General features: G+C 74.3%; 17 protein-coding genes. 10 read left to right on the top strand and 7 right to left on the bottom strand.

What is annotated here, in order from left to right:
* Nucleotide 1: 1 nt before the first annotated feature.
* Nucleotides 2–559 (bottom strand): YwqJ-related putative deaminase, encoded by a 558-nt coding sequence (locus ACIRNI_RS23525; protein ID WP_403553977.1) that lies wholly within the window; start codon nucleotides 557–559, stop codon nucleotides 2–4.
* A 228-nt stretch (nucleotides 560–787) separates the two neighbouring features.
* Here ACIRNI_RS23525 and ACIRNI_RS23520 point away from each other — a divergent pair, with 228 nt between their 5' ends.
* From ACIRNI_RS23520 to ACIRNI_RS23510, 3 genes are all read left to right on the top strand, one after another.
* Nucleotides 788–1,774: an SMI1/KNR4 family protein gene (locus ACIRNI_RS23520; RefSeq protein WP_403553975.1), complete on the top strand. Its 987-nt coding sequence runs from the start codon at nucleotides 788–790 to the stop codon at nucleotides 1,772–1,774.
* 7 nt (nucleotides 1,775–1,781) lie between these two features.
* Entirely contained in the window at nucleotides 1,782–4,274 is a 2,493-nt protein-coding gene (locus ACIRNI_RS23515) for an SUKH-4 family immunity protein (protein ID WP_403553973.1), read from the top strand.
* A gap of 100 nt (nucleotides 4,275–4,374) precedes the next feature.
* Entirely contained in the window at nucleotides 4,375–5,286 is a 912-nt protein-coding gene (locus tag ACIRNI_RS23510; protein WP_403553971.1) for a cellulose-binding protein, read from the top strand.
* A gap of 210 nt (nucleotides 5,287–5,496) precedes the next feature.
* Here ACIRNI_RS23510 and ACIRNI_RS23505 read toward each other — a convergent pair whose 3' ends face one another.
* Complete coding sequence (locus tag ACIRNI_RS23505; protein WP_403554130.1) at nucleotides 5,497–7,017, bottom strand: MFS transporter; 1,521 nt, start codon at nucleotides 7,015–7,017, stop codon at nucleotides 5,497–5,499.
* A gap of 322 nt (nucleotides 7,018–7,339) precedes the next feature.
* Between ACIRNI_RS23505 and ACIRNI_RS23500 the strand changes: the two genes are divergently transcribed.
* Nucleotides 7,340–8,128: an ABC transporter ATP-binding protein gene (locus ACIRNI_RS23500; protein ID WP_403553969.1), complete on the top strand. Its 789-nt coding sequence runs from the start codon at nucleotides 7,340–7,342 to the stop codon at nucleotides 8,126–8,128.
* Entirely contained in the window at nucleotides 8,125–10,704 is a 2,580-nt protein-coding gene (locus tag ACIRNI_RS23495) for an ABC transporter permease (protein ID WP_403553968.1), read from the top strand. The genes ACIRNI_RS23500 and ACIRNI_RS23495 overlap by 4 nt, the downstream gene beginning before the upstream one ends.
* Before the next feature lie 37 nt (nucleotides 10,705–10,741).
* Here ACIRNI_RS23495 and ACIRNI_RS23490 read toward each other — a convergent pair whose 3' ends face one another.
* The 3 genes from ACIRNI_RS23490 to ACIRNI_RS23480 are packed head-to-tail and all read right to left on the bottom strand — an operon-like array spanning nucleotide 10,742 to nucleotide 13,070.
* Nucleotides 10,742–12,181, bottom strand: coding sequence for a DUF2079 domain-containing protein (locus tag ACIRNI_RS23490; protein WP_403553966.1), 1,440 nt, complete (start codon nucleotides 12,179–12,181; stop codon nucleotides 10,742–10,744).
* Nucleotides 12,182–12,205: 24 nt separating this feature from the next.
* On the bottom strand, nucleotides 12,206–12,562 hold the full coding sequence (locus ACIRNI_RS23485) for a hypothetical protein (RefSeq protein ID WP_403553964.1): 357 nt from the start codon (nucleotides 12,560–12,562) through the stop codon (nucleotides 12,206–12,208).
* A complete protein-coding gene (locus ACIRNI_RS23480; protein WP_403553962.1) occupies nucleotides 12,555–13,070 on the bottom strand; it encodes a SigE family RNA polymerase sigma factor in 516 nt (171 codons plus the stop codon). Before ACIRNI_RS23480 ends, ACIRNI_RS23485 begins: the two co-directional genes overlap by 8 nt.
* Nucleotides 13,071–13,335: 265 nt before the next feature.
* Between ACIRNI_RS23480 and mfd the strand changes: the two genes are divergently transcribed.
* The gene (mfd, locus tag ACIRNI_RS23475; protein ID WP_403553960.1) at nucleotides 13,336–16,866 is read left to right on the top strand and encodes a transcription-repair coupling factor; all 3,531 of its coding nucleotides are present in this window, start codon (nucleotides 13,336–13,338) and stop codon (nucleotides 16,864–16,866) included.
* A gap of 49 nt (nucleotides 16,867–16,915) precedes the next feature.
* Here mfd and ACIRNI_RS23470 read toward each other — a convergent pair whose 3' ends face one another.
* A complete protein-coding gene (locus ACIRNI_RS23470; protein ID WP_403553958.1) occupies nucleotides 16,916–17,389 on the bottom strand; it encodes a carboxymuconolactone decarboxylase family protein in 474 nt (157 codons plus the stop codon).
* Between the two features lie 198 nt (nucleotides 17,390–17,587).
* Here ACIRNI_RS23470 and ACIRNI_RS23465 point away from each other — a divergent pair, with 198 nt between their 5' ends.
* From ACIRNI_RS23465 to ACIRNI_RS23455, 3 genes are all read left to right on the top strand, one after another.
* Complete coding sequence (locus ACIRNI_RS23465) at nucleotides 17,588–18,352, top strand: HNH endonuclease family protein (RefSeq protein ID WP_403553956.1); 765 nt, start codon at nucleotides 17,588–17,590, stop codon at nucleotides 18,350–18,352.
* A 94-nt stretch (nucleotides 18,353–18,446) separates the two neighbouring features.
* Nucleotides 18,447–21,887 carry a hypothetical protein gene (locus ACIRNI_RS23460; protein WP_403553954.1) on the top strand — a complete coding sequence of 1,147 codons (3,441 nt, stop codon included), beginning with the start codon at nucleotides 18,447–18,449 and terminating at the stop codon, nucleotides 21,885–21,887.
* Nucleotides 21,884–22,381, top strand: coding sequence for a hypothetical protein (locus ACIRNI_RS23455; RefSeq protein ID WP_403553953.1), 498 nt, complete (start codon nucleotides 21,884–21,886; stop codon nucleotides 22,379–22,381). The genes ACIRNI_RS23460 and ACIRNI_RS23455 overlap by 4 nt, the downstream gene beginning before the upstream one ends.
* Here the strand turns inward: ACIRNI_RS23455 and ACIRNI_RS23450 are convergent.
* On the bottom strand, nucleotides 22,368–23,105 hold the full coding sequence (locus ACIRNI_RS23450) for a hypothetical protein (RefSeq protein ID WP_403553951.1): 738 nt from the start codon (nucleotides 23,103–23,105) through the stop codon (nucleotides 22,368–22,370). The genes ACIRNI_RS23455 and ACIRNI_RS23450 overlap by 14 nt on opposite strands.
* Nucleotides 23,106–23,401: 296 nt before the next feature.
* Between ACIRNI_RS23450 and ACIRNI_RS23445 the strand changes: the two genes are divergently transcribed.
* A complete protein-coding gene (locus ACIRNI_RS23445) occupies nucleotides 23,402–25,417 on the top strand; it encodes a class I SAM-dependent DNA methyltransferase (protein ID WP_403554128.1) in 2,016 nt (671 codons plus the stop codon).
* Nucleotide 25,418: the final 1 nt, after the last annotated feature.

Below are 25,418 nucleotides of genomic sequence, written 5' to 3'. Positions count from 1 at the left end.
GTCAGCCGTTCCGGTCGGTGGTCGTCGGGTCGACGGGGCGTACGCCGAAGTGGGCGAGGAGCGCCGCGCAGGAGCGGCAGGGCGCGGCGTAGCTGCCGTGGAGGGGGTCGCCGTCCTCGCGGATGCGGCGTGCGGTGAGTTTGGCGTGTTTGAGGGCGCGGCGGGCTTCGCCCTGGGTGAGGGGTTTGCGCTGGGCGCGTTTGGAGCGGCCGGCCTCGGTGGCGGTGAGGTGGCGGGAGAGCAGGATGGCTTCGGGGCAGCGGCCGGTGAAGCGTTCGCGCTGGCCGCTGGTGAGGGTGTCGAGGAAGTCCTGGACGAGGGGGTGCAGGGCGGGTGGGCGGTTGCCGCGTCCGGCCGTGCAGGTGAGGGTTTCGCCGCGTACGGAGAGGGCGGCGCCGACGGTGGGGAGTATGCCGTCGCGGCGGTGGCGCAGGGCGGGGGCGCGGTCGGGGGTGCTGCTGCTCCAGGTGAGGCGGGGGTCGCCCGTGGCGGGAGTCCCGCTCGTCGCGCTGGTCCCGCTGGTCGCGGGTGTGGCTGCTGCTGGTTGCACTGTGTACATGGTGCCTGTCGTCCCCTCTGCAATCCCCCGAGTTGCGATCAACAGCCTGCCAAATGGGTGAGCTGATGGGGAAGCGGGGGCGCTTAAACGTGTGATCGGTGTGTCGTGTGGTCGTCGGTGGGTCACCTGGGGGTGACGTCGGGTCACCGAAACGGAGGACGGGTTCCCCGTGTTGCCCCACCGCTTAGGCTGTGCGGACCAAGCCAGCAGCAGCAGGGGGCAACCGCCATGACGACAGGTCGGCTCGGGCAGCATCATGCCGCGCCACCGAACGCGGCCTACGCCGGGCAGGTCGTGCATTTCCCGGACCCGGTGCGTGCCGCCCGGCACCCCAGGGGTGTGCGGGTGGACGCGGACGGGCGTCCGGTTTTCTCGCCGTACGCGCGTGCGGCCGCGGAGATCGCCGAGCCGCCGGAGGGTTTCGGCGTCGACGAGCTGCGGCTGACGGATTACGTGTCGGCGAACGCGGCGCTCGCGGCGTCCGGGCACGAGCTGTGGGACACGATTCCGCCGGTGGCGACGCCGCACGGCTGGACGTGGCACCACGTGGCGGGTACGCGTCGCATGGAGCTGGTGCCGGTGGAGGTGAAGGCGCTGCTGCGGCACCACGGCGGGCTGGCGACGGCCGCGGTGGATCACGGCAAGCGCGGTACGCGGCCGCTGCAGGAGACCCGGCCCGCGCACTTCGGGCTGCCGAAGGGCGCGCTGTCGGTGTCCGAGGCGCAGCTGCAGGGTGTGGAGGAGGACCTCGGTTACCGGCTGCCGGGTGCGTACCGCTCGTTCCTGAAGGCGGCGGGCGGCTGTGCGCCGGTGGGTGCCGCGCTCGACGCGGAGCTGGGGCTGCTGGTCGATCAGCCGTTCTTCACGGTGCGCGAGGAGGCGGCGGTCAATGACCTGGTCTACGTCAACAAGTGTCTGCGGGACCATCTGACGAAGGATTACCTGGGTGTCGGTTTTGTCCAGGGCGGGATCCTCGCGGTCAAGGTGAGGGGCGCGGGTGCGGGGTCGGTGTGGTTCTGCGCGTACGACGACGCGCGGGATCAGGACGGCTTGACGGTGCAGGAGCGTGTGGAGCGGCTGCTGTTGCCTTGTGGGGCGGATTTCGACGAGTTCCTGCAGCGGCTGGCGGGCAATCCGCCGGAGCTGGAGACGGTGGCGAACCTGATGGTGGACGGCGGCTTCGCGCGGGCCGTCCCGGTCTCGGACGAGGGGTGACGGTCCGATGGTGACCTTCGCGCAGGCGCAGGAGCGCGCGGAAGAGTGGGTCAACGGCGACGTGCCCGCGTACCAGCACCGTGAGGTGCGGGTGCGGGAGTTCGAGCTGGGGTTCGTGGTGTGGGCGGAGGACCGCGAGGAGGGTCCGACGTCGGACGGCGGGCGTCAGCGGTTGGTGATCGCCCGGGACAGCGGTGAGGCGACGCTGTGGCCGGGGTTGCCGGTGGGTGAGGTGATCCGCCGGTACGAGGAGGAGTACGGGGCTCCGCCGGTCGACGCGGCCCCGGCGGCCGCGCCCGCGCCGGAGCGCATCGACCTGAACCAGACGTCGTTCCTGCTGACGCCGCCGGAGTGGTTGCAGGACGCGGCGGACAAGCGGGGCATTCCGCGGTCTGGGGCTTCTGAGGCTTCGGAGCCTGTGGCCGTGGGTGAGGCTGCGGAGCCCGCGGTCGCGGCTCCTGCCGCTCCCGTGGCCGGTGGTGGTTCCGCCTCCGCGGGTGAGGACGTCTGGGCCGCGCCGGCCGGTGCGGGCGGGCGCGGGGGCGTGGACTACGAGCCCACCGCCTCCGACGGCGTGCCCGCCGGGTCGGCCGGGCCCGCCGGACCGTCCTGGAACGACACCAGCGGGGGGAACGGAAGCGGGGACGACGGTTCCGTACCGCTGCCCGCCACCGTGTTCGCGCCGCCGCTGACCGGGGCGGACGACGACGAGACGCCGCCGCCGGCGGTCGGCGCCGACGCGCCGACGGCGCTGCTGCCGGGTGGCAGTCAGCTGCCGCGTACCGCCATCGCGCCCGCGCTGGACCCGCAGGCCATGCCCGGTGCCGCGGCACCGGGCGCGCCGGCGCCGGCGGCGGGTGACATCGCGGACGCCGCGACCAGCAAGGCCGTCCTGCCGCCGCGCGCCGCGCGGCCCTCGCGGGGTGCCGGTCCGACGACTCCGCCGCCGCCCGGTGCGCCCGGTACGCCGGGGGCCAGGCCGCCCGCGACGGGGCCGGGTGCTCCCGGTGCGCCCGCCGGGGGCTACGTACCGACGCAGCTCGTGGCGCAGCTGGGCCCCGAGGGTCCGCAGCCGCCCGCGCCTCCGGCGCCGCCCGCGCCGCCCGGGGCCACGCCGCCGCCCGGCGGTGGGGTGCACCACGCGGCGACGATGCTCGCGCAGCCGGGGCCCGCCGGCCCGCCGCCTCCGGCGCCGCCGGGGCCGGTCGGTGGCGACGCGCACCATGCGGCGACGATGCTGGCGCATCCGGGGCCTGGTGGGATCGGTGGCCCTGGTGGTACCGGTGGTACCGGTGGTGGTCCGCAGCCGCCGGCTCCGCCCGGTCCTCCCGGGGCGCCGGGTGCGCCGCGGCCGCCGGGTGCCACGCCGCCGCCCGGGGGCGGGGTGCACCATGCCGCGACGATGCTGGCGCAGCCGGGCCCGGGGGGCCCGCAGCCCCCCGCGCCGCCCGCGCCCGCGCCCGCCGCGCCCGCGTTCCCGCAGCCGCAGCCGCCGATGGGGCAGCCCATGGGCCAGCCGACCGGGCAGCCGACCGTCGGTCCGGGCTACCAGGCCGTGCTGCGCTACCGCGCGCCCGACGGCTCCGAGCAGCAGCTCATCCGCCGTTCGGCGCCCGGCACGCCGCACCCCGAGTGGCAGATGTTCCACGAGCTGCGCGCCATGAACATCCCGCCGGACCAGGTGCTGGAGCTGCACACCGAGCTGGAGTCGTGCGACCTGCCCGGCGGCTACTGCGCCCGGATGATCCGGGAGACCTGGCCGCAGGCCCGGATCACGTCGATCGCCTCGTACGGGCGTGACCACGCCAGCCGTCAGCAGGGCATGGCACAGCTCATCGCGCACCACGGCGAGCTGCACCAGGTCGCGGACGGTCCGGCGCGCCCGGCACCGCTGCGCGCCCCGCTGCCGCCGGTGCAGCCCGCGCCGCCGGTCCCGCCGGAGGCCATCGCGCAGGAGCTGGCGGCGGCGTTCGGGCCGCAGGGCATCTGCCGGTTCGACCAGCGGGCGGTGTCGCGGCAGGGCGTGCCGGAGCTGGTGGCGCTCACGCTCGTGTGGGCGGGGCTGCCGGCGGACTTCGGGCCGTTCTTCTGGGCGCAGCCCGCGCAGCCGGTCGTGCCGACACTCGCCGAGCTGGCGGCGCAGCGGCAGGTGCAGCCGGCGGGTGACGCGGGTTCGTACCTGGTGCTGGGTTCCGACTTCGGGCGGGCGCTGTGTGTGCAGTACGGGACCGCGCACATCGTCGCCGTACCGGTGGAGGCCGGGCCGGGTGGTCAGCCGGTGGCGCCGCAGTTCGTGAACAGCGGGTTGCCGGAGTTCACGCGGTGCCTGGCGCTGCTGGGGCGGATGTGGCGGCTGAGGTTCGGGCTGACTCCGGAGCAGGCGGGGCGGTGGACCGTCGACTTCCAGGCGCAGCTGGCGATGCTGGACCCGGCGGCGCTGGCGTCGCCGGAGAGCTGGTGGTCGGTGCTGCTGGAGCAGATGTGGGACGGCCTGCTGTGAGGTGAGCCGAGGGGACGAGGGGTGACGAAGGGTGACCGGCCTGCTCCGTACAGGCCGGTCATTACGTCCCTTTTTGTGATGATTGACGCATCCTGGGCCTATGAGTCCTGACACAGCATCAACATCACCGCACGGGTTCGGGGTCGTCGCCAAGGGCCGGGGCTACCGCCCGAAGGACGTCGACCGTTACGTCAGCCAGCTCTCGGCCGACCGCGACGGCGCGTGGGAGCGCGCGGCGCGGCTGACCGTCCTGGCCAAGGAGATGGACAAGGAGGCCGCCCGGCTGCGGGAGGTCGTCGCCGGGCTGCAGCCGCAGCGGTACGAGTCGCTCGGGCCGCAGGCCCACCAGCTGCTGGTGCTCGCGGAGGAAGAGGCCGGGACGGTACGGGCGGGGGCGGCGGCCGAGGCGCAGGCCCTGGCCGACGCGGCCGACGAGGCGGGGCGGCAGGCCCGGGACGCGGCGCGCGAGGCGGCGGACGCGCTGCGCGCGGCGGCCGAGGAGGAGGCCGCGCAGATCCTGCTCTCGGCCCGGGAGAAGGCGCAGGAGGTACGGGCCGAGGCCCGGGGCGAGGCCGAGCGCACGCGGGGCGAGGCGCAGGCGGAGCTCCGCCAGGTGCGCGAGCGCACGGAGGCGCTGATGGCGGCCCAGCAGAAGGTGCACGCGGAGCAGCGGGATGCGGCGGAGCAGGAGCTGGCCGAGCGGCGCGCGGAGGAGAAGGAACGGCTGGCGGGGCTCATCGCGGAGGCGGAGGGCCACCTGGCGGAGGCCGAGAAGGCGTACGCGGACGCCGAGGAGATGGCGCGTCAGCGCGAGCGGGAGGCGGAGGCGCGGGCGGCGGAGCTGCTGGCGGAGGCGCGCGTGGAGGAGCAGCGCGTGGAGGAGGAGACCGAGCGGCTGCTGCGGGAGCACGCGGAGACGCGCGAGGGGCTGCGGGAGCACATGGCCCATGTGAGAGAGAGCCTCGCGACCCTGACGGGCCGTCCGGCGGATCCGGACCCGGACGTGGCGTGAGGTGTACGCGGCGGGAGCCGACGCCCCCGCCGCGCCCACGCCCTGGCAAAAGCCCACTCCCTAGGGCCCGGCTACCCCGTCGCACGAGGCGGGCGGCGTCACGCGCCGCGCCGGCAGGAAGCGGTGGACGGCCCAGGCGGCACCGGCCGCCGCGGCCGTCCGGACGATGGCCTCGGCCACCAGGGAAGATGCGGTACGCGCGCGGTGCGTTCACTCGTCGGCCGACAGAACCGGAAAGCGGCGCGGCGCGAGGACGAGCAGGACGAGGAGGGCGAGGAGCGCGGCGCCCGCGGCGGCGGTGAAGACGTGGTCGACGGCCGCGTCCACCGCCTTCGGTGTGAGCGTCGCCGGGTCGTTGAGGTCGCCGGAGGGCAGGCGGTCGGTGAGGACGGCGTTGGCGAGGGCGCCGAAGAGCGCCGCGCCGAGGCTCTGGCCGACCTGGCGGCAGAAGAGCACGGACGCGGTCGTGGTGCCGCGCTCGGACCAGGGGACCGTGGACTGGACGCCCACGATCAGCGGCAGCTGGAAGAGGCCGAGCGCTCCGCCGAGCAGCAGCATGATCAGCGCGGGCTGCCAGGGTTCGCCGGGGTGGGGCAGGAGGGGGAAGGCCAGCAGGACCAGCATGGCCAGCGTGATGCCGACGACCGCGGTGAGGCGGAAGCCGATGCGGGTGTAGAGGCGGTTGGAGAAGGCCGCGGTGATGGGCCAGGACAGGGTCATCGCGGAGAGGACGAACCCGGCGGCGATGGGGCCAAGGCCCAGGACGGTCTGGGCGTACGTCGGGACGAAGACGGTCGGGGCCACCATCAGCAGGCCGAGCGCGCCGAGGGCGAGGTTCACGGCCGCGATGGTGCGGCGGCGCCAGACCCAGCCGGGAATGATGGGGTCGGCCGCGCGGCGCTCGATGACGACCGCCAGGGCGCCGAGCAGGACGGCGCCCGCGAAGAACGCCAGGGACGGGGCGGAGAGCCACGGCCACGCGACGCCGCCCTGGACGAGGGCGGTGAGCAGCAGCGTTCCGGTGGCGAAGACGGCGAGGGCGCCGGGCCAGTCGACGCGTACCGGTGCCGTGCGCGTCGTACGCGTACGGGCGGGTTCCACCAGGTGGCGGGCGACCAGCCAGAGGGCGAGCGCGCCGACCGGGAGGTTGATCAGGAAGATCCAGCGCCAGTCGGCGTACCCGGCGAGCAGCCCGCCCACCGCGGGGCCGGCGACGGCCGAGGTCGCCCAGACGGTGGAGAGCCGCGCCTGGATCCTGGGGCGCTCCTTGAGCGGGTAGAGGTCGGCCGCGATGGTCTGCACGGTGCCCTGCAGGGCCCCGCCGCCGAGCCCCTGGACGACGCGGAAGGCGATCAGCGAGGCCATGTTCCAGGCGGCGGCGCAGAGGAGGGAGCCGAGGAGGAAGAGGACGATGCCGGCGATGAGGACGGGCTTGCGGCCGAAGGTGTCGGAGAGCTTGCCGTAGACGGGGAGGGTCACGGTCGCGGCGAGGAGGTAGCCCGAGAAGAGCCAGGAGAAGACGGAGAGGCCGCCGAGGTCGCCTACGATCTGCGGTACGGCGGTGGCGATGACGGTCCCGTCGAGCGCGGCCAGCGCCATGCCGAGCATCAGCGCCGCGACGACCGGGCCGCGTCGGCTCCGGGGGCCGGGGGGAGCGGGGGCGGCGGGGCCCGTGTCGGGGGACGCGGCGTCGGGTATCGCGTCGGTCACCGAGTCGGGTCCTTTCCCTATGCATGTATCCGTCGGCTCAGCTTCTCATCCGGCCTGCGGATGGAGAAGCCCCCGAGGAACCCCTAGGGGGAGCTCCGTACGCGGGCCCGGGGGCGGTTCCTCCCGCCGGAGGAGGAGGGGAAGGGGGGTGGCTCCCTAGCGTGGGTGGGGAAAACCCCAGGTCGAAACTGCGCCAGGCCCCAATGCGCGGAGGCCTGTTGGGGCGGAAGACTCGAGTGCAGTGGCAAGCGAGAGCAGTGGCATCCAAGGCATCCGGAGTACCCGGAGTAGCCGGACTACCCGGACACGCATTCCCGAATGCATCCGACATAGGAGACGTACCGTGACAACGGCTGTGACCATCCCCAGGCACGGGGGTACTGGAGGGCGTACGGCCGTCGCGGCGCGGGCGCGGCAGGTCGTCAAGGCGTACGGCGCGGGGGAGACCCGGGTCGTGGCGCTCGACCACGTCGACGTGGACATCGCGCGCGGGCAGTTCACCGCGATCATGGGCCCGTCCGGGTCCGGCAAGTCCACGCTGATGCACTGCCTGGCCGGTCTGGACACCGTGACGAGCGGGGAGATCTTCCTCGACGAGACGGAGATCACCCGGCTCAAGGACAAGAAGCTGACGCGGCTGCGGCGGGACCGGGTGGGCTTCATATTCCAGGCGTTCAACCTGCTGCCGACGTTGAACGCCCTGGAGAACATCACGCTGCCGATGGACATCGCGGGCCGCAAGCCGGACACCGCCTGGCTGAACCGGGTCGTGGAGACGGTGGGCCTGGCCGGGCGGCTGAAGCACCGGCCGAACCAGCTGTCCGGCGGCCAGCAGCAACGGGTGGCGGTGGCGCGGGCGCTGGCGGCCCGGCCCGAGATCATCTTCGGGGACGAGCCGACCGGGAACCTGGACTCGCGGGCGGGGGCGGAGGTGCTGGGCTTCCTGCGGACGTCGGTCGACGAGCTGGGGCAGACCATCGTGATGGTCACGCACGATCCCGTGGCCGCGAGCTACGCGGACCGGGTGCTGTATCTGGCGGACGGGCGGATCGTGGACGAGATGCTCCGGCCGACCGCCGAAGCCGTCCTCGACCGCATGAAGGATTTCGACGCGCGGGGGCGGACGTCATGACGGTGCTGAGGACCTCCCTGCGCAACTTCCTCGCGCACAAGGGACGCATGGCGTTGTCGGCGGTGGCGGTGCTGCTGTCGGTGGCGTTCGTCAGCGGGACGCTGGTGTTCACGGACACCATGAACACCACCTTCGACAAGCTGTTCGCGGCGTCGGCGGCCGATGTCACCATCAGCCCCAAGTCGGCGGCGGCGAACGACGAGATCCCGGAGACGGGCAAGCCCGAGACCCTGCCGGCCTCGCTGGTGCGGCAGGTGGCGGGGGCCGAGGGTGTCGCGTCGGCCGAGGGCGCGGTCGTGTCGATGAGCGTGACCGTCGTCGACGCCGACAACAAGGACATGGGCTCCAGCACCGGCGCCCCGACCATCGCCGGCAACTGGACGCGCAACGACCTGCGGTCGATGGAGATCACGTCGGGGCACGCCCCGCGCGGGCCCACCGAGGTGATGGTCGACGCCGACACCGCCGAGAAGCACTACCTCGAGCTGGGTGACGAGCTGCGCACCATCGCCGTCACCGGGGACTTCACGGCGAAGATCTCCGGCATCGCCACCTTCAAGGTCACCAACCCCGGTGCCGCCGTCGTCTACTTCCACACGCCGACCGCGCAGCGCGAACTGCTCGGCGGGGAAGGTCTCTTCACCCACATCGCGGTGGAGGCCGAGGCGGGGGTCGGCCACGAGCAGCTGAAGCGGAACGTGGCGGCGGTGGTCGACGGGGCGGCGTACAAGCTCCAGACGCAGAAGGAGGCCGCGGACGCCGGGCGTGCGGACGTGGGCGGGTTCCTCGACGTCATGAAGTACGCGATGCTCGGCTTCGCCGGGATCGCCTTCCTCGTCGGCATCTTCCTCATCGTGAATACCTTCTCCATGCTGGTCGCCCAGCGGACCCGGGAGATCGGCCTGATGCGCGCCATCGGGTCGAGCCGTCAGCAGGTCAACCGGTCGGTGCTGGTGGAGGCGGTGCTGCTCGGGGTCGTCGGGTCGGTGCTCGGCGTCGGCGCGGGCGTGGGGCTGGCGATCGGCCTGATGGAGCTCATGTCGGCCATGGGCATGGAGCTGTCCACGCAGGACCTGACCGTCAAGTGGACCACTCCGGCGATCGGTCTGGTCCTCGGCATCGTCGTGACCGTGCTGGCGGCGTACGTCCCGGCCCGCCGGGCCGGCAAGGTCTCCCCGATGGCCGCGCTGCGTGACGCGGGCACCCCGGCGGACGGCAAGGCCGGGCTCGTACGCGGCGTCGTGGGCCTGCTGCTGACGGGCGCGGGCGGCGCGGCGCTGTACGCGGCGGCGCAGGCGGACAAGGCGAGCGAAGGCTCGATGTACCTCGGCGTCGGCGTCGTCCTGAGCCTCATCGGGTTCGTCGTCGTCGGGCCGCTGCTCGCCGGTGGCGTGGTGCGCGTCGTCAGCGTGGTGGTGCTGCGCGTGTTCGGGCCGGTCGGGCGGATGGCGGAGCGCAACGCGCTGCGCAACCCGCGCCGTACGGGAGCGACGGGCGCGGCCCTGATGATCGGCCTGGCGCTGGTGGCCTGCCTGTCGGTGGTCGGTTCGTCGATGGTCGCCTCCGCGACCGACGAGCTGGACCGGTCGGTCGGGGCGGACTTCATCGTCCAGAGCACCAAGGGCCAGCCGATCGTGCCGCAGGCGCAGGCGGCCCTGGAGAAGACACCCGGCATCGCGCACGTCACCGAGTACAAGGCGGTGCCCGCGAAGCTGACCCTGCCGGACGGGAAGACGGAGGAGAAGCGCCTCGTCGCCGCCGACCCGACGTACGCCACCGATCTGCGGCGCGAGACCCTCGGGGGCGAGCTGTCGGCGGCGTACGGCAAGGACGCCATGTCGATGGGGAGCGACTACGCCACGGAGCACGGGGTGAAGGTCGGCGACACGATCACCGTCGCCTTCAAGGGCGGTGAGCGTGCCGCGAAGCTCAGGGTCGCGGCGATCACCTCGGACGACACGAACGTCGACAAGGGCGCGATGTACATCAACATCACGACCGCGCAGAGTTACGTCCCCGCCGACCGGATGCCCAAGAACATCATCATGTTCGCGAAGGCGGAGGACGGGAAGGAGAGCGAGGCGTACGCCGCGCTGAAGGAGGCGCTGGCCGCCTATCCGCAGTACACGGTGCAGAACCAGACCGACTTCAAGCAGGACCTGAAGGACCAGGTCGGGCAGTTGCTGAACATCGTGTACGGACTGCTCGCGCTGGCGATCATCGTGGCGGTCCTCGGCGTGGTGAACACCCTGGCCCTGTCGGTGGTCGAGCGGACGCGGGAGATCGGCCTGATGCGGGCGATCGGCCTGTCGCGCCGTCAGCTGCGCCGCATGATCCGGCTGGAGTCGGTGGTCATCGCCCTCTTCGGTGCCCTGCTGGGCCTCGGCCTGGGCATGGGCTGGGGCACGTCGGCGCAGAAACTGCTGGCCCTGGAGGGGCTGGGGGTGCTGGACATCCCGTGGCCGACGATCCTGACGGTCTTCGTCGGGTCGGCGTTCGTGGGACTGTTCGCGGCGCTGATACCGGCCTTCCGGGCGGGGCGGATGAACGTCCTGAACGCGATCGCGACCGACTGAACACCGGCCCCGGCATCGCAGGCTCCGCATCCCACGGTCAGGGGCGGCGCTCGAGGAGTACGTAGCCGGCCGCCGTGCCCGTCACATGGAAGCGGGCGTCCGGGTGGAGCCGCTCGGCGTAGGCGAGCGGGTCGCGCACCCAGCCGGAGCTGTTGTTCAACGCGATCCAGTCCGGAGCGGGGTTGCGCGGGTCACCGATCCACAGGACCCGACAGCGGCCCGCGAGGCGGCTGACGGGTCCGACGTTCGCCTCCACGGTCGCGCCGTCCGGGATCCGGGACAGGAGCCGTTCGGCGGCGACGGCCCGGGGCGGCTTGCGGTACGTCGGCGCCTCGGTGAGCGACGCCAGAGGAAGCGTGGTGGTCAGGGCGAGCGCGGCCGCGGCGGCGCAGGCGGGCAGCCGGTCCCCGTAGGTGCGCAGCCAGGGGAGCGGGCTGCGGCGCGCGATGTCGGCGGCGTCGGTGAGGGCGAGGAAGAGCACCGGCATCAGGACGGCGCTGTAGTGCCACTCGGTGGACCAGTAGTGGGAGTCACCGGACAGGAAGCGCCAGCCGAGGGTCGGGGCGGCGACCAGGAGGAGGGGGGATCGCAGCGCGAGAAGGCCGGTGGTGGGCAGCAGGATCCAGGCGAGGGTGCGCAGTTTCGTCTCGGCACCGGCGAAGGGGCCCGGCCCGTCGCCGAGCTTGGTCCAGTAGTCGTAGCCGCCGGTGTGGTTGAAGACCGGGATGACGGCGGTGAGAGTGAGGAGGGTGGCGGCGGCGCCGAGGAGTGCGACCCCGAGCGCGTACACGGCGGTACGGGGCGCGGTGCGGCGCGCCCGCCAGGCGACGACCAGCGCGAGCGCTGCGAGTGTGGCGCCCAGGTCCTCCTTGACCAGGACGAGGGGCGCCGCCCACAGCAGGGCGGCCCGCCACCGGGCCCGGAGCACCGCCTCCAGGGAGAAGGCGATCAGCGGGACGGCGAAGCAGATCTCGTGGAAGTCGAAGTCGGCCGCCCGCTGGATGCCCCACGACAGCCCGAAGGCGACGCCGACGGCGAGGCCCGCTCCCCGGCCCAGCAGGCGGGTCGCGGCGCGTGTGACGGGGATGGCGGCGAGGGCGAACAGAGCGGCCTGGGCGACGAGGAGGGTGACGGGGGTGGGGAAGAGCCGGTAGGCGGGGGCGAGGAGGGCGGTGACGGGGCTGAAGTGGTCGCCGAGGACGTTGGCTCCCGGGCCCTTGAGGTCGGCGACCGGCGCCTGCAGGTGGGCGTAGCCGCGGACGGCCTGCTCGAAGATGCCCAGGTCCCAGGAGCGGGTCTCCATGCGGCGGTACCGCAGCACGGAGAGCGTGGTGTACGCGGCGAAGAGCGCGAGTGCGAGGAGGTGGGGTGTGCGGCCGCCCGCCGGGTCGCGTCGTGGGGCGGGCGGCCGGGGTATCGGCTCCGGTACCGGGCCGGTGCGGCCGGTGGGGTGTGGGGCGACGACGACTCCATGCATGCGTCGGGGACTCCTTCGGGTCGCTTACGGGTTGCGGGACCCGATGGGCGGCGGCGGTACGGACGAGGGGAACGCGGTCGGGGTGAGGGAGGGGATGGGGGAGGGGATGGGGGCCGGGTACGAGGTGGAGGGCGCGGGCGACGGCCGTGTCGCGGGCACGGCCGGCGGGTCGGGCCGCAGGCCGAGCGCCGCGAGCGCGCCCGTCGCGCCCAGGACGCACACCGCGGTCGCCGCCGCGGCGGCCAGCGTACGGCCGCGCCGCCGCCGTCCCCGTACGGCCACCTCGGCGGGCGGCGCGGGCACGACGCGCCGGGCGGCGCCGTCGGCGGCCCGCTTCAGCGCCGCGGCGAGAGCTGCGTCCCTGTGCTGCTGGTCAGACACCGTGCTCCTCCTCGGTGAGGTTCTCGGCGAGGTTCTCGGCGAGGTGCGGTGCGAGGGCGGCCCTGGCCCGGGACAGGTGCGTCTTGACGGTGCCGGCCGAGATGCCGGTCTCGGCGGCGACCTGCTCCACGGACAGGTCGCACACGTAGTGCAGGACCGCGACGCGCCGCTGCCGTTCGGAGAGCGTGCGCAGCGCCGCCACGAGGGCGACCGACGAGGCGTCGGCCGCGGGTGCGGTGTCCCGCAGCCCGGCGCCGTGGCGGCGCCACGCCTCGGCGGCCCGGCGCCCGCGCCGCCACCGGCTGACGGCGAGCCTCCACGCCACGGTGCGGATCCACGCCTCCGGCCCCGCGTCGCGGACGAGCCGCGACCGGCGCCCCCAGGCCCGTACGAACGCCTCCTGGACCACGTCCTGGGCCTCGTGGAGGTCGCCGGTCATCAGGTACAGCTGGCCGACGAGCCGCGTGACGGAGTGAGCGTAGAGCTCGTGGAACTCCTCTTCGGTCAATGCGGCTCCCAGCGGCACGGGTGGAATCGGGTGGAACGGAGGGAAGGGGGACGGAGGGAAGGGGCGGGACGGGTTCCGTGACGTATACGCACGGGGGCGCGGTTCCGGTTGACACCGGGGCCGGACTTGTCGGGGGGTCGTTTCGAACGCGGGTATGTCGACGACGTCGTAGGCTGGAAACCCCCGGCCCGTGAGACGTGTCGGGCGGTTCGCGTTGCCCCTCGCCCCACACCTCGGGGCCCCATACCTCGGGATGGAAGCCTCCATGAGCCTGCACGGTCTGCTCGACGCCGTCGTCAAGGACCCCGCCCTCGCCGAAGCGGTGAAGGCGGCGGCCGACGGCCACCGGAGCAATGTCGACCTGGTCGGTCCGCCCGCCGCGCGTCCCTTCGCGCTGGCCGCGCTGGCCCGGGACGCCGGGAGGCCCGTGCTCGCCGTGACGGCGACCGGGCGGGAGGCGGAGGACCTGGCGGCGGCGCTGCGCAGCCTGCTGGACCCCGACACGGTCGTGGAGTACCCGGCGTGGGAGACGCTGCCGCACGAGCGGCTCTCGCCGCGTTCCGACACCGTGGGCCGCCGGCTGGCGGTGCTGCGGCGCCTGGCGCACCCGTCGGCGGACGACCCGGCGGCCGGCCCTGTCGCGGTCGTGGTCGCGCCCGTACGCTCGGTGCTCCAGCCGCAGGTCAAGGGGCTCGGCGACCTGGAGCCGGTGGCGCTGCGCACCGGGCAGCAGGCCGATCTGAACGACGTGGTGGAGGGGCTCGCGGCGGCGGCGTACGCGCGCGTGGAGCTGGTGGAGAAGCGCGGCGAGTTCGCGGTGCGCGGCGGGATCCTGGACGTCTTCCCGCCCACCGAGGAGCACCCGCTCCGGATCGAGTTCTGGGGCGACGACATCGAGGAGATCCGCTACTTCAAGGTCGCCGACCAGCGGTCCCTGGAGGTCGCCGAGCACGGCCTGTGGGCGCCGCCGTGCCGCGAGCTGCTGCTGACGGAGTCCGTGAAGGCGCGCGCGGCGGCGCTGGCCGAGGAGCACCCGGAGCTCGGCGAGCTGCTCGGCAAGATCGCCGAAGGCATCGCCGTGGAGGGCATGGAGTCGTTGGCGCCGGTCCTGGTCGACGACATGGAGCTGCTGCTGGACGTCCTGCCGAAGGGCTCCATGGCGGTGGTGTGCGACCCGGAGCGGGTGCGGACGCGGGCGGCGGACCTGGTGGCGACCTCGCAGGAGTTCCTCCAGGCGTCGTGGGCGGCCACGGCCGGCGGCGGCGAGGCGCCGATCGACCTCGGCGCGGCGTCGCTGTGGGGCATCGCGGACGTCCGGGACCGGGCGCGCGAGCTGGGGATGATGTGGTGGTCGGTGTCGCCGTTCGCCGCCGACGAGGAGCTCGACGAGGACACGTTCAAGCTCGGCATGCACGCCCCGGAGTCGTACCGCGGTGACACCGCCCGCGCGCTCGCCGACACCAAGGGCTGGCTGGCGGACGGCTGGCGCACGGTCTTCGTGACGGAGGCGCACGGCCCGGCGGCCCGCACGGTCGAGGTGCTGGGCGGCGAGGGCATCGCCGCGCGTCTCGAGGGGGACCTCACCGACATCTCGCCGTCCGTCGTGCACGTGGCGTGCGGCTCGATCGAGTACGGCTTCATCGACCCCGGCCTGAAGATCGCCGTCCTGACCGAGACCGACCTGTCGGGCCAGAAGGCGGCCGGCAAGGACGGCCAGCGGATGCCGACGCGGCGCCGCAAGACGATCGACCCGCTCACGCTGGAGACCGGCGACTACATCGTCCACGAGCAGCACGGCGTCGGCCGCTACATCGAGATGGTGCAGCGCACCGTGCAGGGCGCGACCCGCGAATACCTGCTGGTCGAGTACGCGCCCGCCAAGCGCGGCCAGCCCGGCGACCGGCTCTACATCCCCACCGACCAGCTGGAGCAGGTCACCAAGTACGTGGGCGGCGAGGCGCCGACGCTGCACCGCCTGGGCGGCGCGGACTGGACGAAGACCAAGGCCAGGGCGAAGAAGGCGGTCAAGGAGATCGCGGCCGACCTGATCAAGCTGTACTCGGCGCGGATGGCGGCGCCCGGCCACACCTTCGGCCCCGACACGCCCTGGCAGCGGGAGCTGGAGGACGCCTTCCCGTACGCGGAGACGCCGGACCAGCTGTCCACCATCGCCGAGGTGAAGGAGGACATGGAGAAGTCGGTCCCCATGGACCGGCTGATCTGTGGCGACGTCGGCTACGGCAAGACGGAGATCGCGGTGCGCGCCGCGTTCAAGGCGGTGCAGGACGGCAAGCAGGTCGCGGTCCTCGTCCCCACGACGTTGCTGGTGCAGCAGCACTTCGGGACGTTCTCCGAGCGGTACTCGCAGTTCCCGGTCGTCGTCCGGGCGCTGTCCCGCTTCCAGAGCGACGCGGAGGCGAAGGCGACGCTGGAGGGCCTGAAGGAGGGCTCGGTCGACGTCGTCATCGGCACGCACCGCCTCTTCTCGTCCGAGACGAAGTTCAAGGACCTGGGCCTGGTCATCGTCGACGAGGAGCAGCGCTTCGGCGTCGAGCACAAGGAGCAGCTGAAGAAGCTGCGGGCCAACGTCGACGTGCTGACGATGTCCGCGACCCCCATCCCCCGGACGCTCGAGATGGCCGTGACCGGCATCCGCGAGATGTCGACGATCACCACCCCGCCGGAGGAGCGGCACCCGGTCCTGACCTTCGTCGGCCCGTACGAGGAGAAGCAGATCGGCGCGGCGATCCGCCGCGAGCTGCTGCGCGAGGGCCAGGTCTTCTACATCCACAACCGCGTCGAGTCGATCGACCGGGCGGCGGCCCGGCTGCGGGACATCGTCCCCGAGGCGCGGATCGCGATCGCCCACGGCCAGATGTCGGAACAGGCCCTGGAACAGGTCGTGGTCGACTTCTGGGAGAAGAAGTTCGACGTCCTGGTCTCCACGACCATCGTCGAGTCGGGCATCGACATCTCCAACGCCAACACCCTCATCGTCGAGCGCGGCGACAACTTCGGCCTGTCGCAGCTGCACCAGCTGCGCGGCCGCGTGGGCCGCGGCCGCGAGCGCGGGTACGCGTACTTCCTCTACCCACCGGAGAAGCCGCTCACCGAGACCGCCCACGAGCGCCTGGCGACGATCGCCCAGCACACCGAGATGGGCGCGGGCATGTACGTCGCCATGAAGGACCTGGAGATCCGCGGCGCGGGCAACCTCCTCGGCGGCGAGCAGTCCGGCCACATCGCGGGCGTCGGCTTCGACCTGTACGTCCGCATGGTGGGCGAGGCGGTCGCGGACTACCGCGCCTCCCTGGAGGGCGGCGTGGAGGAGGAGCCGCCGCTGGAGGTCAAGATCGAGCTTCCGGTCGACGCGCACGTCCCGCACGACTACGCGCCGGGCGAGCGCCTGCGCCTCCAGGCGTACCGCGCGATCGCCTCCGCGAACTCGGAGGACGACATCAAGGCGGTCCGCGAGGAGCTCACCGACCGCTACGGCAAGCTCCCGGAGCCCGTCGAGAACCTGCTGCTGGTGGCGGGCCTGCGCATGCTGGCCCGCGCCTGCGGCGTCGGCGAGATCGTCCTCCAGGGCCCGAACATCCGCTTCGCCCCGGTGGAGCTGCGCGAATCGCAGGAGCTGCGCCTCAAGCGCCTCTACCCGCGCACGGTGATCAAGCCGCAGACCCACCAGATCCTGGTCCCCCGCCCGACCACGGGCAAGATCGGCGGCAAGCCGGTGGTGGGCCGTGAACTGCTGGCGTGGACGGGGGAGTTCCTGACGACGATCCTGGGGTCGTGAGGCGCGGTCGGGCCGGGGCAGGCCGGGCTGCGCCCGGCCGTGGCCGCGATCAGCCGAACTGGCCCACCACGTAGTCACCGGCCGGCTGGCGGGCGATCACGTTGAGGCGGTTGTAGGCGTTGATGAGGGCGATCAGGGACACGAGCGCGGCGAGCTGCTCCTCGTCGTAGCGCTTGGCGGCGTTCGCCCACGCCTCGTCCGTGACGCCGCCGGCCGCGTCCGCGATGCGGGTGCCCTGCTCGGTCAGCTCCAGCGCGGCGCGCTCGGCGTCGGTGAAGACGGTGGCCTCCCGCCAGGCCGCGACCAGGTTGAGGCGCAGCGGGGTCTCCCCGGCGTGGGCGGCCTCCTTGGTGTGCATGTCGAGGCAGAAGCCGCAGCCGTTGATCTGGCTGGCCCGGATCTTCACCAGTTCCTGCGTCGCGGCCGGCAGGGCCGAGTCCGCTATCACCTTGCCCGCCGCGCCGAGGTGCTTCACGAGCTTGGGCGCGAGGGGGCTGCCGTAGAGGTTGAGACGGGCGTCCATGGCGTTCTCCTTGCCGTGTTGACGGTTACACAGCAGGGACGGAGCGACCCGGCCCGGATGTGACATGCCGGAGGGCCGGGGTGCGCGTGACGTGTGTCACGCGGTGCCGGGGGCATCGGCAGTGGTGCTGCCGCGCGAGAACACCCTCGGGATCGGCAAGGTGTAACGCCCTGAAGGTGCGCCACCTACGATTCGGGCATGCGTACGCCCCGAAGGGTCCTGCCCGCCGTGCTGCTGGCCGCCGTCGCGACACTCGCCGCCGGGTGCGTCCCCGGCGCGGACCACGGCTCCGACGACGGTGCGTCGGGCGCCCCCGGCTCCTCGTCGAGCGCCGCCCGGCCGCTCGACAACCCCGACGGTACGAAGCCGGGCCTCGCGCCCCTGACCTCCGACGCCGACCGCGCCGAGGCCCGCCGCCTCCTCGAACGCCTGGCGGTGAAGGGACGCGGGCCGAAGACCGGGTACGACCGCGACAAGTTCGGCTACGCCTGGATGGACACGGCCGACGGCGTACCGCTGGCCCGCAACGGCTGCGACACCCGCAACGACCTGCTGCGCCGCGACGGGCAACGGCTGCGCTTCCGTGAGGGGTCCGACTGCGTGGTCATGGCGATGACGCTGGCGGACCCGTACACCGGCCGGACCATCGACTGGCGCAAGCAGGACGCCGCCGAGGTGCAGATAGACCACGTGGTGCCGCTGTCGTACAGCTGGCAGATGGGCGCCTCCCGCTGGCCGGAGAGCAAGCGCGAGCGATTCGCGAACGACCCGCTGAACCTCCTCCCGGTCGAAGGCCGCGCCAACTCGGCGAAGGGCGACTCCGGCCCGGCGTCCTGGCTGCCGCCGGACAAGCGGATCCGGTGCGCGTACGCCGTGCGCTTCTCGCAGGTGGCCGCCGCGTACGAGCTGGCGGTGACCGCGGCGGACAAGGAGGCGATGCTGCGGCAGTGCGGGGGCGGCTGAACCGCCGCACAGGCGAGGTCCATCCGACAGCTCATCCGATAGCTCATCAGATAATCAGTGCGGCGCGGTGGGTGTTTCAGGACACAATCACCCCATGTCTCGCACCGCCGCCCTGCTGCTCGCCGACCTCGAACCACTCCCGCACGCGCGGCGGCTGCGGCACGTCGCCCGCGCGGCCCGCGATCTGGCGCGCAGCGGGGGGCTGCCCGAGGTGCTGGCGGAGTGGGACGGTCTCGGCGGCGTCGAGGGCACGTACGCGCGGCGGCTCGCCGCACTGGCCGCGCTGGCCGGGGGCCAGGCGGACTTCCTCGCCGAGCGGCTGACCGACCCCGACGAGGTGGTGCGCGGGTACGCCCTGCGCGCCGCCCGCACGCTCCCGCTGCCGGACGCGGTCATCGAGGCGGCGTACGACGACGCCTCCGAGGCCACCCGGCACGCCCTCGCCCGCGTCGTCCTGCGGGGGCGGCGCACGGCGCTCGCCGAGCGCCTGGTGGAGCGGCTGCGCGAGGAGTGGGGGGACGCGGAGGCCGCCCGGCTGCTGCCCGTCTGCTCGGCGCCGTTCGTGGCGCGGACGCTGCCCGCGCTCGCGTACGCCGTCGTGTCGTGGGCACAGCTCGGCCGCCGCCACCCCGACGCCGTGCTCGACCACGCCGAACGCGACCTCGCCGCGCAGCCGCTCCATCTGCGCACCTCGTGGTGGCAGGGGCACGCGCGCGGCATCGCGGCCGCCGCGCCCGCCCGGCCGCTGCGGGTGCTCGCGCTGCTGGAGGCGTACGGGCCCGGCCACCTGCCGGCGCCGCTCTGGGACAAGCTGGGCGTGCTGGCGGAGGCCGACGCCGAGCGCGTCGTACGGTGGCTGATCTCGCCGGAACGCCCGGCGCAGCGCTACGAGCCGCTGCCCCCGAACGCGGTGCTGCGGCGAATCGCGCTGGCCGACCCGCCGTCCCTGCCCGCGCTCGCCCGCCACTGGGCGCGGCGCACGGCGCACCTCGCCGCGCTGCTCAAGGTGGTGCCGCCGGGGCGCCGGGGCGACCTCCTCGACGCGGCGACGGAGGGCACGGACGGCACCGCCGCCCTCGCGGACGACGTGCTGGCCGTGCTGCCGCGCGAGCGGCGGTGGGCGGAGGCCCGCCACTGGGCGCGCCAGGGCCGCGCGGAGGGGTGGTACTGGAGCGACGTGCTGGACACGCTCGCCCACTGCCCGGTCGCCGAGGCCCGCCCCGACCTGCTGGACGCGCTGCGGCGGCCCGACGCGACCGAACGGGCCCTGGTCTGGCCGCTGTTGGTCGCCAACGTGGACGCGTCCGGCGACGAGACCGACGTCCGTGAACTGCTGGACCTGATGAGCGCACGGCTCCGCAACGAGCAGGACCCGGTGCGCGCGGCGGCGCTCGAAGCGCTCGCCGGCGTACGCGCCGCGCTGTTCACTGCGGAGTGCGCGGGCGCGCTCGACCAGGTGGTGCGCGACGCGCTGGAGGCGCGCGACGGTTCACCGCGCGCCCGGGGCGCGCTGCGCCGCCTCGCCCTCGCGGTGCTGCGCGCGCACGCGCACGTGCCCGACGGCGAGGCCGTCCTGCGCGACTGGGCCCTGTCCGTGCTGGAGCGGATCGCCGGGCACGTGGGCGTCGGGGACCTCGGCACGCTCCACCACGGCCTGCCGCGCGGTCAGGAACACCGCCTCTTCGACGCACTGCGGCCCTGGCTGGAAGCGGCCGCGCGCAAGGGCGACCACCGCCCGCTCCTCGCGCTGGTCCAGGCGCTCGGGCCGCGCGCCCACCGGATGGAGCCGCTCCAGCGGATGCTGGAGGACGCCCTGGTCAACGCCGACGACAGCGCCTTCGAGACCGCGGCGCGGCTCTGGCTCGAACCCGCGGCGACGCGCGACGAGCGGGTCGCGCGCCTCCTCGCCCTCGAACCGTCGGCGGCCGCCCTCCCGCCGGTCCACCACGTGCTGGCGGCCCGCCGCACCGACCTCCTCGACACCCTGATCGGCGAGACCCCGCCGTACGGGCGGTTCCTCAAGCCCGGCACGCGCCGCCCCCTGCCCCCCTTCTGGTACGCCCACCGGTGGCTGCCGCGCCAGCAGGCGGCGGCGGCCCGGCTGGCCGCCGAGGCCGTCGCGGACGCGACCCTTCCGCTCCACGAGCGGGCCGCGGTGCTGCGGGCGGCGGCCGCCCTGCCGGTGCACGGCCGGGAGCTGGCGCTGCGGTACGCCGAGGAGGGCCATGAGGGCGAGGAGGCCGGGCCGGCCGCGGTGGTGCTCGTGGAGGCCGCGCTCGGCGCTCTGGTGTGGACCGAGCAGCCGCAGCTCGCCCTGCCGGTGCTGCTGGCGCACGCCGGAGGCGACCGCGCCCGCGTCGCCGTGTACGCCGCGGGGCGCGCCGCCCGCTACGCCGCGCCGTCCGTACTGGACGTGCGGCTGCGGGCCCTGCTCACCGCGAGCGACGGCGTGAAGGTGACCAGCCGCAAGGAGGCCGTCCGCCTCGCCGCCCGCCACCTGCCGCCGCACCGCGCCGCCGCGCTGCTGGCGGCCGCGTACCGCGCGCCCGGCGCCCATCCGGACGTCCAGGCGGCCGTGGTCGCCGCGAGCACCGAGCTCCTCGGCCGCGAGGAGGCCTGGGCGGTGCTCACGGAGGCCGCGCGCGACGGCGCCGAGCAGGTGCTGCGGGCGCTGGTGGGGGCGGAACACGGGGCTGTGCCGGCGGTCCACCGGGCCCGGTACGCGCGGCTGGTGGGGCAGGTGTGCCGGTCCGCGCACAGTGCCGCCGCGGCGGCCGCGCTGGAGAAGCTGCCGCTCTGGGCCGGGGACGCACCCGAGGTGGCGGATGTCCTGCTCGGCACGGTCACCGCGCTGGAGGAGCGCACCAGAACGGGTGGTTGGCACAGCCTCTGGCGCAGCGCCGCGCAGGCCGTCGCGATGCTGGCCGTCTCCGGCCTGCCCCACCCGCTGGGCGGCGCGGCGCCGGGGAGCCTGCTGCACGACACGGTCGCCCGGCTGCTCACGGCCGTCGCGGCCGGGGAGTACGAGGCGCTGGAGGACCGCGACCTGCCGGCCCGTCAGCGGCTGTCGACCCTGGTGGAGAACCTGCCCGCGGACCAGGGCCGGGGGCCCGGGGCCCGCCCCGTGGTGGAGGCGGTCGCCGCGCAGCTGGCCGCCGAGCCGTCCCTGGCCGGCGCCCGGGCGCGGCTCCTCGTGACACTCGTGGACCTCGACGCGGAGCCGTCCGAGCTGACGGCCCGGCTGCGCGCCGTGGCCGACGCGGTGGACGGCAGGCCGGCGCTCGCGGCCCGGACCGCCGACCGGCTGGTCTCCCGCGTCGCGGTCACGCACCGCGCGCAGGACCCGGCGGTGGCGCTGGCCGCGGCCGAGCGGTGCACGGCGGCGGGCGACCCGGGCGCCGGGCTGCTGGCCGTCGCCCTGGTCGGCACCCTCGGCGTCCGCCTCGGCTGGCCCGCCCCCCTGCGCACACTGCGCCGGCACCCGGTGGCGGACGTGCGGGACGCGGCGCTGGAGGTCGTGGTGGAGCGGGAGTGAGGGCCGCGGACACCCCCGCGGACCACCTCCGTGGAAGCCGGCCGGACCTCCTGCCCGGCTTCCTCCGGAACGGCGAGGACGTCATGCTCCTGGACCGGGAGGACAGCAGGAGCGTCGCGGCCGCGACCCTCGGACTGTTCCCGGCCCTGTCCGGTGACCGGCTGGACTGGAGCGCCGGCTCCGTGCGGGAGCGCCGCTGGTGGGACGACGAGGACGGGTGGGCCCGGCTGGCCGCCGAACTGCTCGCCCCCGAGGTGGCGGCGGGCGCGCTCGTCGCGGTCCAGTGGGGCAACCTCGTCCTGCCGACGGTGGTGCTGTCCGCGGAGCTGGCGGTCGCGCACGCGCGCGACCTCCTGGACGTCGAGCCGCATCTCTGGATCCATCCGCTGGGTGGACGGGTACTGCTCGAATGCCTGGTGGACGGTCAGGTGACCCTCGGGACCGTCCCGCCCTGTGGGACGGGGGCCGTCAGGGCGAGCGTCAGCCGGTCTTGACCCAGTCCTTGCAGCCCGTCGTCTTGAAGTACCCGTCGGTCGCGGTGATCTTCACGATGGCCGTGCCGGAGACGTTGTCGTTCGCGAGGATGGCGTCCGTGTTGTGGGAGGCGTCCTTCGCGCGCTCCCAGTAACACGTGTCGTCCTCGTTGCCCGTGGACTTGTACGTGCCGGGGGCGAGGTCCGCGCCCACCTTGAACATGCCGCCGTCGCCCTTCGCCTCCGACTTCGGCGTCCCGGCGGCCTTCTCGTCGACGGCCTCCCAGTCCTTGCAGCCGTTGGACTTGAAGACCTTGTCGCTCGCCTTGAGCAGCACGTAGCTCGTGCCGGTGACGTTGTCGTTGGCGAGGATGGAGTCGGTCTCGCCGGTGGAGTCCTTGGCGCGCTCCCAGTAGCAGAGGCCGTCCTCGTTGCCGCTGGTGCGGTACAGGCCGGGCTGGACGTCCTTGCCGACCTCGTGGTCGCCGTCGCCGGCGATCGAGGCGGCCTTCTTCGCCTCTTCCTGCGGCTTGGCCTGCTGCTCCTGCTTGCCCTTGGTGTCGCCCGAGGCCGTCTTGGGGGACGCGTCGTCACCGCCCGAGCCGACCGCGGAGGCCACCGCGACGACCACGACGACCGCGCCGAGGCCGGTGAGCACCTTGTGGCGGGCGAACCAGCCGCGCTTCTTTTCCGGCCGGCCGTGCTGCGGCTGCTGCGGCTGCGGGGCGTTCATGGGCTGAGACATGGCTGTGGCACCTTCCCGGGCGCTGGAGTTGCTCCGTTGTTCGATGGGTCAATCACAGCAGAGCGTGTGAACCGAGTCAACACGGTTCACGGAATTTCGATCGACTCACACTGTGAACCGTTGGATCGGTATGCTCGGTCCTTCAGTGCGGATGAGGGCGGATGAGGGGAGACGGACACGTGCCGCAGGAGCGCGCAGCAGGCACAGCAGGCACGGCGGGCACAACAGGCACGGCAGCCGCAGCAGCCGCAGCAGCCGCTGCCTCAGCAGGCGCACCGGAGGTCACCGCCGCCGGTATCGCCCGGCTCGCCGGCGTCGGCCGCGCCGCCGTCAGCAACTGGCGCCGGCGCCACGCCGACTTCCCCAAGCCCGTCGGCGGCACCGAGACCAGCCCCTCCTTCGCCCTCGCCGAGGTCGAGCAGTGGCTGCGCGACCAGGGCAAGCTCGCCGAGGTGCCCCTGCGCGAGCGCGTCTGGCAGCAGCTCACCTCCCACCCCGCCGGACCCCTCACCGCGCTCGTCCACGCCGGCTGCGCCCTGCTCCTCGTCCACGAGCGGCCCACCGGCTGGCTGGAGCTCTCCGCCCTCCCCGACGACCGCCTCGCCGACGCCCTGCCGACCGCCCTGGAGGAGGTGCTCACCGCCCGCTTCGGCGTCCCCCGGTCCGTACGCACCCCCACGGCGGCCGACCTCGAACCCTCCCTGCCGCTGCTGCGCGGCGCCGCCGACCTGGCCGCCCAGCTCGGCGGGGCGCGCCAGGCGTTCGAGTTCCTGCTCGGGCGGCACCTGGACGCCAATCCCCGCCAGTACACGCTCACCCCGCCCGGCCCCGCCGAGCTGATGGCCGCCCTCGCCGGCCCCTCCGCGCGGACCGTGCTCGACCCGGCCTGCGGCACCGGCGGACTCCTGCGCGCCCTCGACCGCGCGGACACCGTCCACGCCCAGGACGCCGACCCCGACCTCGCCGCGCTCACCGCGCTGCGCCTCGCCCTGCACAGCTCGGCCGGGATCCGTACGGCCGCCGCCGACACCCTCCGCGCCGACGCCTTCCCCGGGCTCCGCGCCGACGCCGTCGTCTGCCACCCACCGTTCAACGAACGCGACTGGGGCCACGACGAACTGGCCTACGACCCCCGCTGGGAGTACGGCTTCCCGGCCCGCACGGAGTCCGAACTGGCCTGGGTCCAGCACGCCCTCGCCCGTCTCCGCGACGGCGGCACCGCCGTCCTCCTGATGCCCCCGGCCGTGGCCTCCCGCCGCTCCGGCCGCCGCATCCGCGCCGACCTGCTGCGCCGCGGCGCCCTGCGCGCCGTGATCGCCCTGCCCGCCGGGGCCGCGCCCCCGTACGGCATCCCACTGCACCTGTGGGTGCTGTGCCGGCCCGGCGCGGACCAGCGCCCGGACCCGGAACTGCTGTTCGTCGACACCACCGGCCTGGTCCCGGACGGCGGCCGGGACAAACTGCCCTGGCCCGCCCTTAAGTCGGCCGTGCTCGACGCCTGGCGCGGCCGCGGCGACCACCCCGGCGTCCCGGGCGTGAGCCGCTCCGTACCCGTCATCGAACTGCTCGACGACGACGTCGACCTGGCCCCCGCCCGCCACCTGCCCCTCCCGGCCCCCGGCGGCTCGGCGGCAGGCCTCGAAGACGTACGCGAACGCCTCGGCGCCACCCTGCGCCGCACCATGGAGCTCACGCCCCCGCCCGCCGCCCCCGCCCCGTCCGCCGCGGGCGCCGCCCGCACCCTCACCACGGTCGGCGAACTCGCCCGCGCGGGCGCCCTCCAGCTGCGCGCCGGCGGCACCGGCACGGCGCCCGCCGGCCACCCGGTCGCGGTCCTCACCGAGCACGACGTACTCGCCGGCGCGGCACCCTCCGGCACCCTCCCCGACGGGCCCCCGGAAGAGCCGGTGCTCACCGAGGAGGGCGACGTGGTCGTCCCCGTCCTCGGCGGCGGCTCCGTCGCGCGCGTCGTCGACGCCGCCACGGCCGGTGCCGCGCTCGGCCGCAACCTCCAGCTGCTGCGGGCCGACCGCACCGCCCTGGACCCCTGGTTCCTCGCGGGCTTCCTGCGCGGCACGGCCAACAACCGCCGGGCCAGCAGCTACGCCTCCACCGCCACCCGGCTCGACGTACGGCGCCTCCGCCTGCCCCGGCTGCCCCTGGCCGAGCAGCGCCGCTACGGCGAACGCTTCCGCACCCTCGCGGAGTTCGAGGACGCGCTGCGCCTCGCGGGACGGCTCGGCGAGCAGCTGGTGCAGGGCCTGTACGACGGCCTGGCGGACGGCACGGTGCTGCCCGAGTCACCTGAGTGAC

Origin of the sequence: Streptomyces sp. NPDC093546, from assembly GCF_044765045.1 — a bacterium.
In the GTDB taxonomy this organism is placed as follows: Bacteria; Actinomycetota; Actinomycetes; order Streptomycetales; family Streptomycetaceae; genus Streptomyces.
The sequence above is the reverse complement of the archived record's forward strand: the minus strand, read 5'-3'. Positions and strand labels throughout refer to the sequence as shown.

What these genes read in the sequence shown, in the direction of transcription:
- ACIRNI_RS23525 (WP_403553977.1), bottom strand. Translation starts at nt 559, where the DNA reads ATGTACACAGTGCAACCAGCAGCAGCCACACCCGCGACCAGCGGGACC.
- ACIRNI_RS23520 (WP_403553975.1), top strand. Translation starts at nt 788, where the DNA reads ATGACGACAGGTCGGCTCGGGCAGCATCATGCCGCGCCACCGAACGCG.
- ACIRNI_RS23515 (WP_403553973.1), top strand. Translation starts at nt 1,782, where the DNA reads ATGGTGACCTTCGCGCAGGCGCAGGAGCGCGCGGAAGAGTGGGTCAAC.
- ACIRNI_RS23510 (WP_403553971.1), top strand. Translation starts at nt 4,375, where the DNA reads ATGAGTCCTGACACAGCATCAACATCACCGCACGGGTTCGGGGTCGTC.
- ACIRNI_RS23495 (WP_403553968.1), top strand. Translation starts at nt 8,125, where the DNA reads ATGACGGTGCTGAGGACCTCCCTGCGCAACTTCCTCGCGCACAAGGGA.
- ACIRNI_RS23490 (WP_403553966.1), bottom strand. Translation starts at nt 12,181, where the DNA reads ATGCATGGAGTCGTCGTCGCCCCACACCCCACCGGCCGCACCGGCCCG.
- mfd (WP_403553960.1), top strand. Translation starts at nt 13,336, where the DNA reads ATGAGCCTGCACGGTCTGCTCGACGCCGTCGTCAAGGACCCCGCCCTC.
- ACIRNI_RS23470 (WP_403553958.1), bottom strand. Translation starts at nt 17,389, where the DNA reads ATGGACGCCCGTCTCAACCTCTACGGCAGCCCCCTCGCGCCCAAGCTC.
- ACIRNI_RS23465 (WP_403553956.1), top strand. Translation starts at nt 17,588, where the DNA reads ATGCGTACGCCCCGAAGGGTCCTGCCCGCCGTGCTGCTGGCCGCCGTC.
- ACIRNI_RS23460 (WP_403553954.1), top strand. Translation starts at nt 18,447, where the DNA reads ATGTCTCGCACCGCCGCCCTGCTGCTCGCCGACCTCGAACCACTCCCG.
- ACIRNI_RS23450 (WP_403553951.1), bottom strand. Translation starts at nt 23,105, where the DNA reads ATGTCTCAGCCCATGAACGCCCCGCAGCCGCAGCAGCCGCAGCACGGC.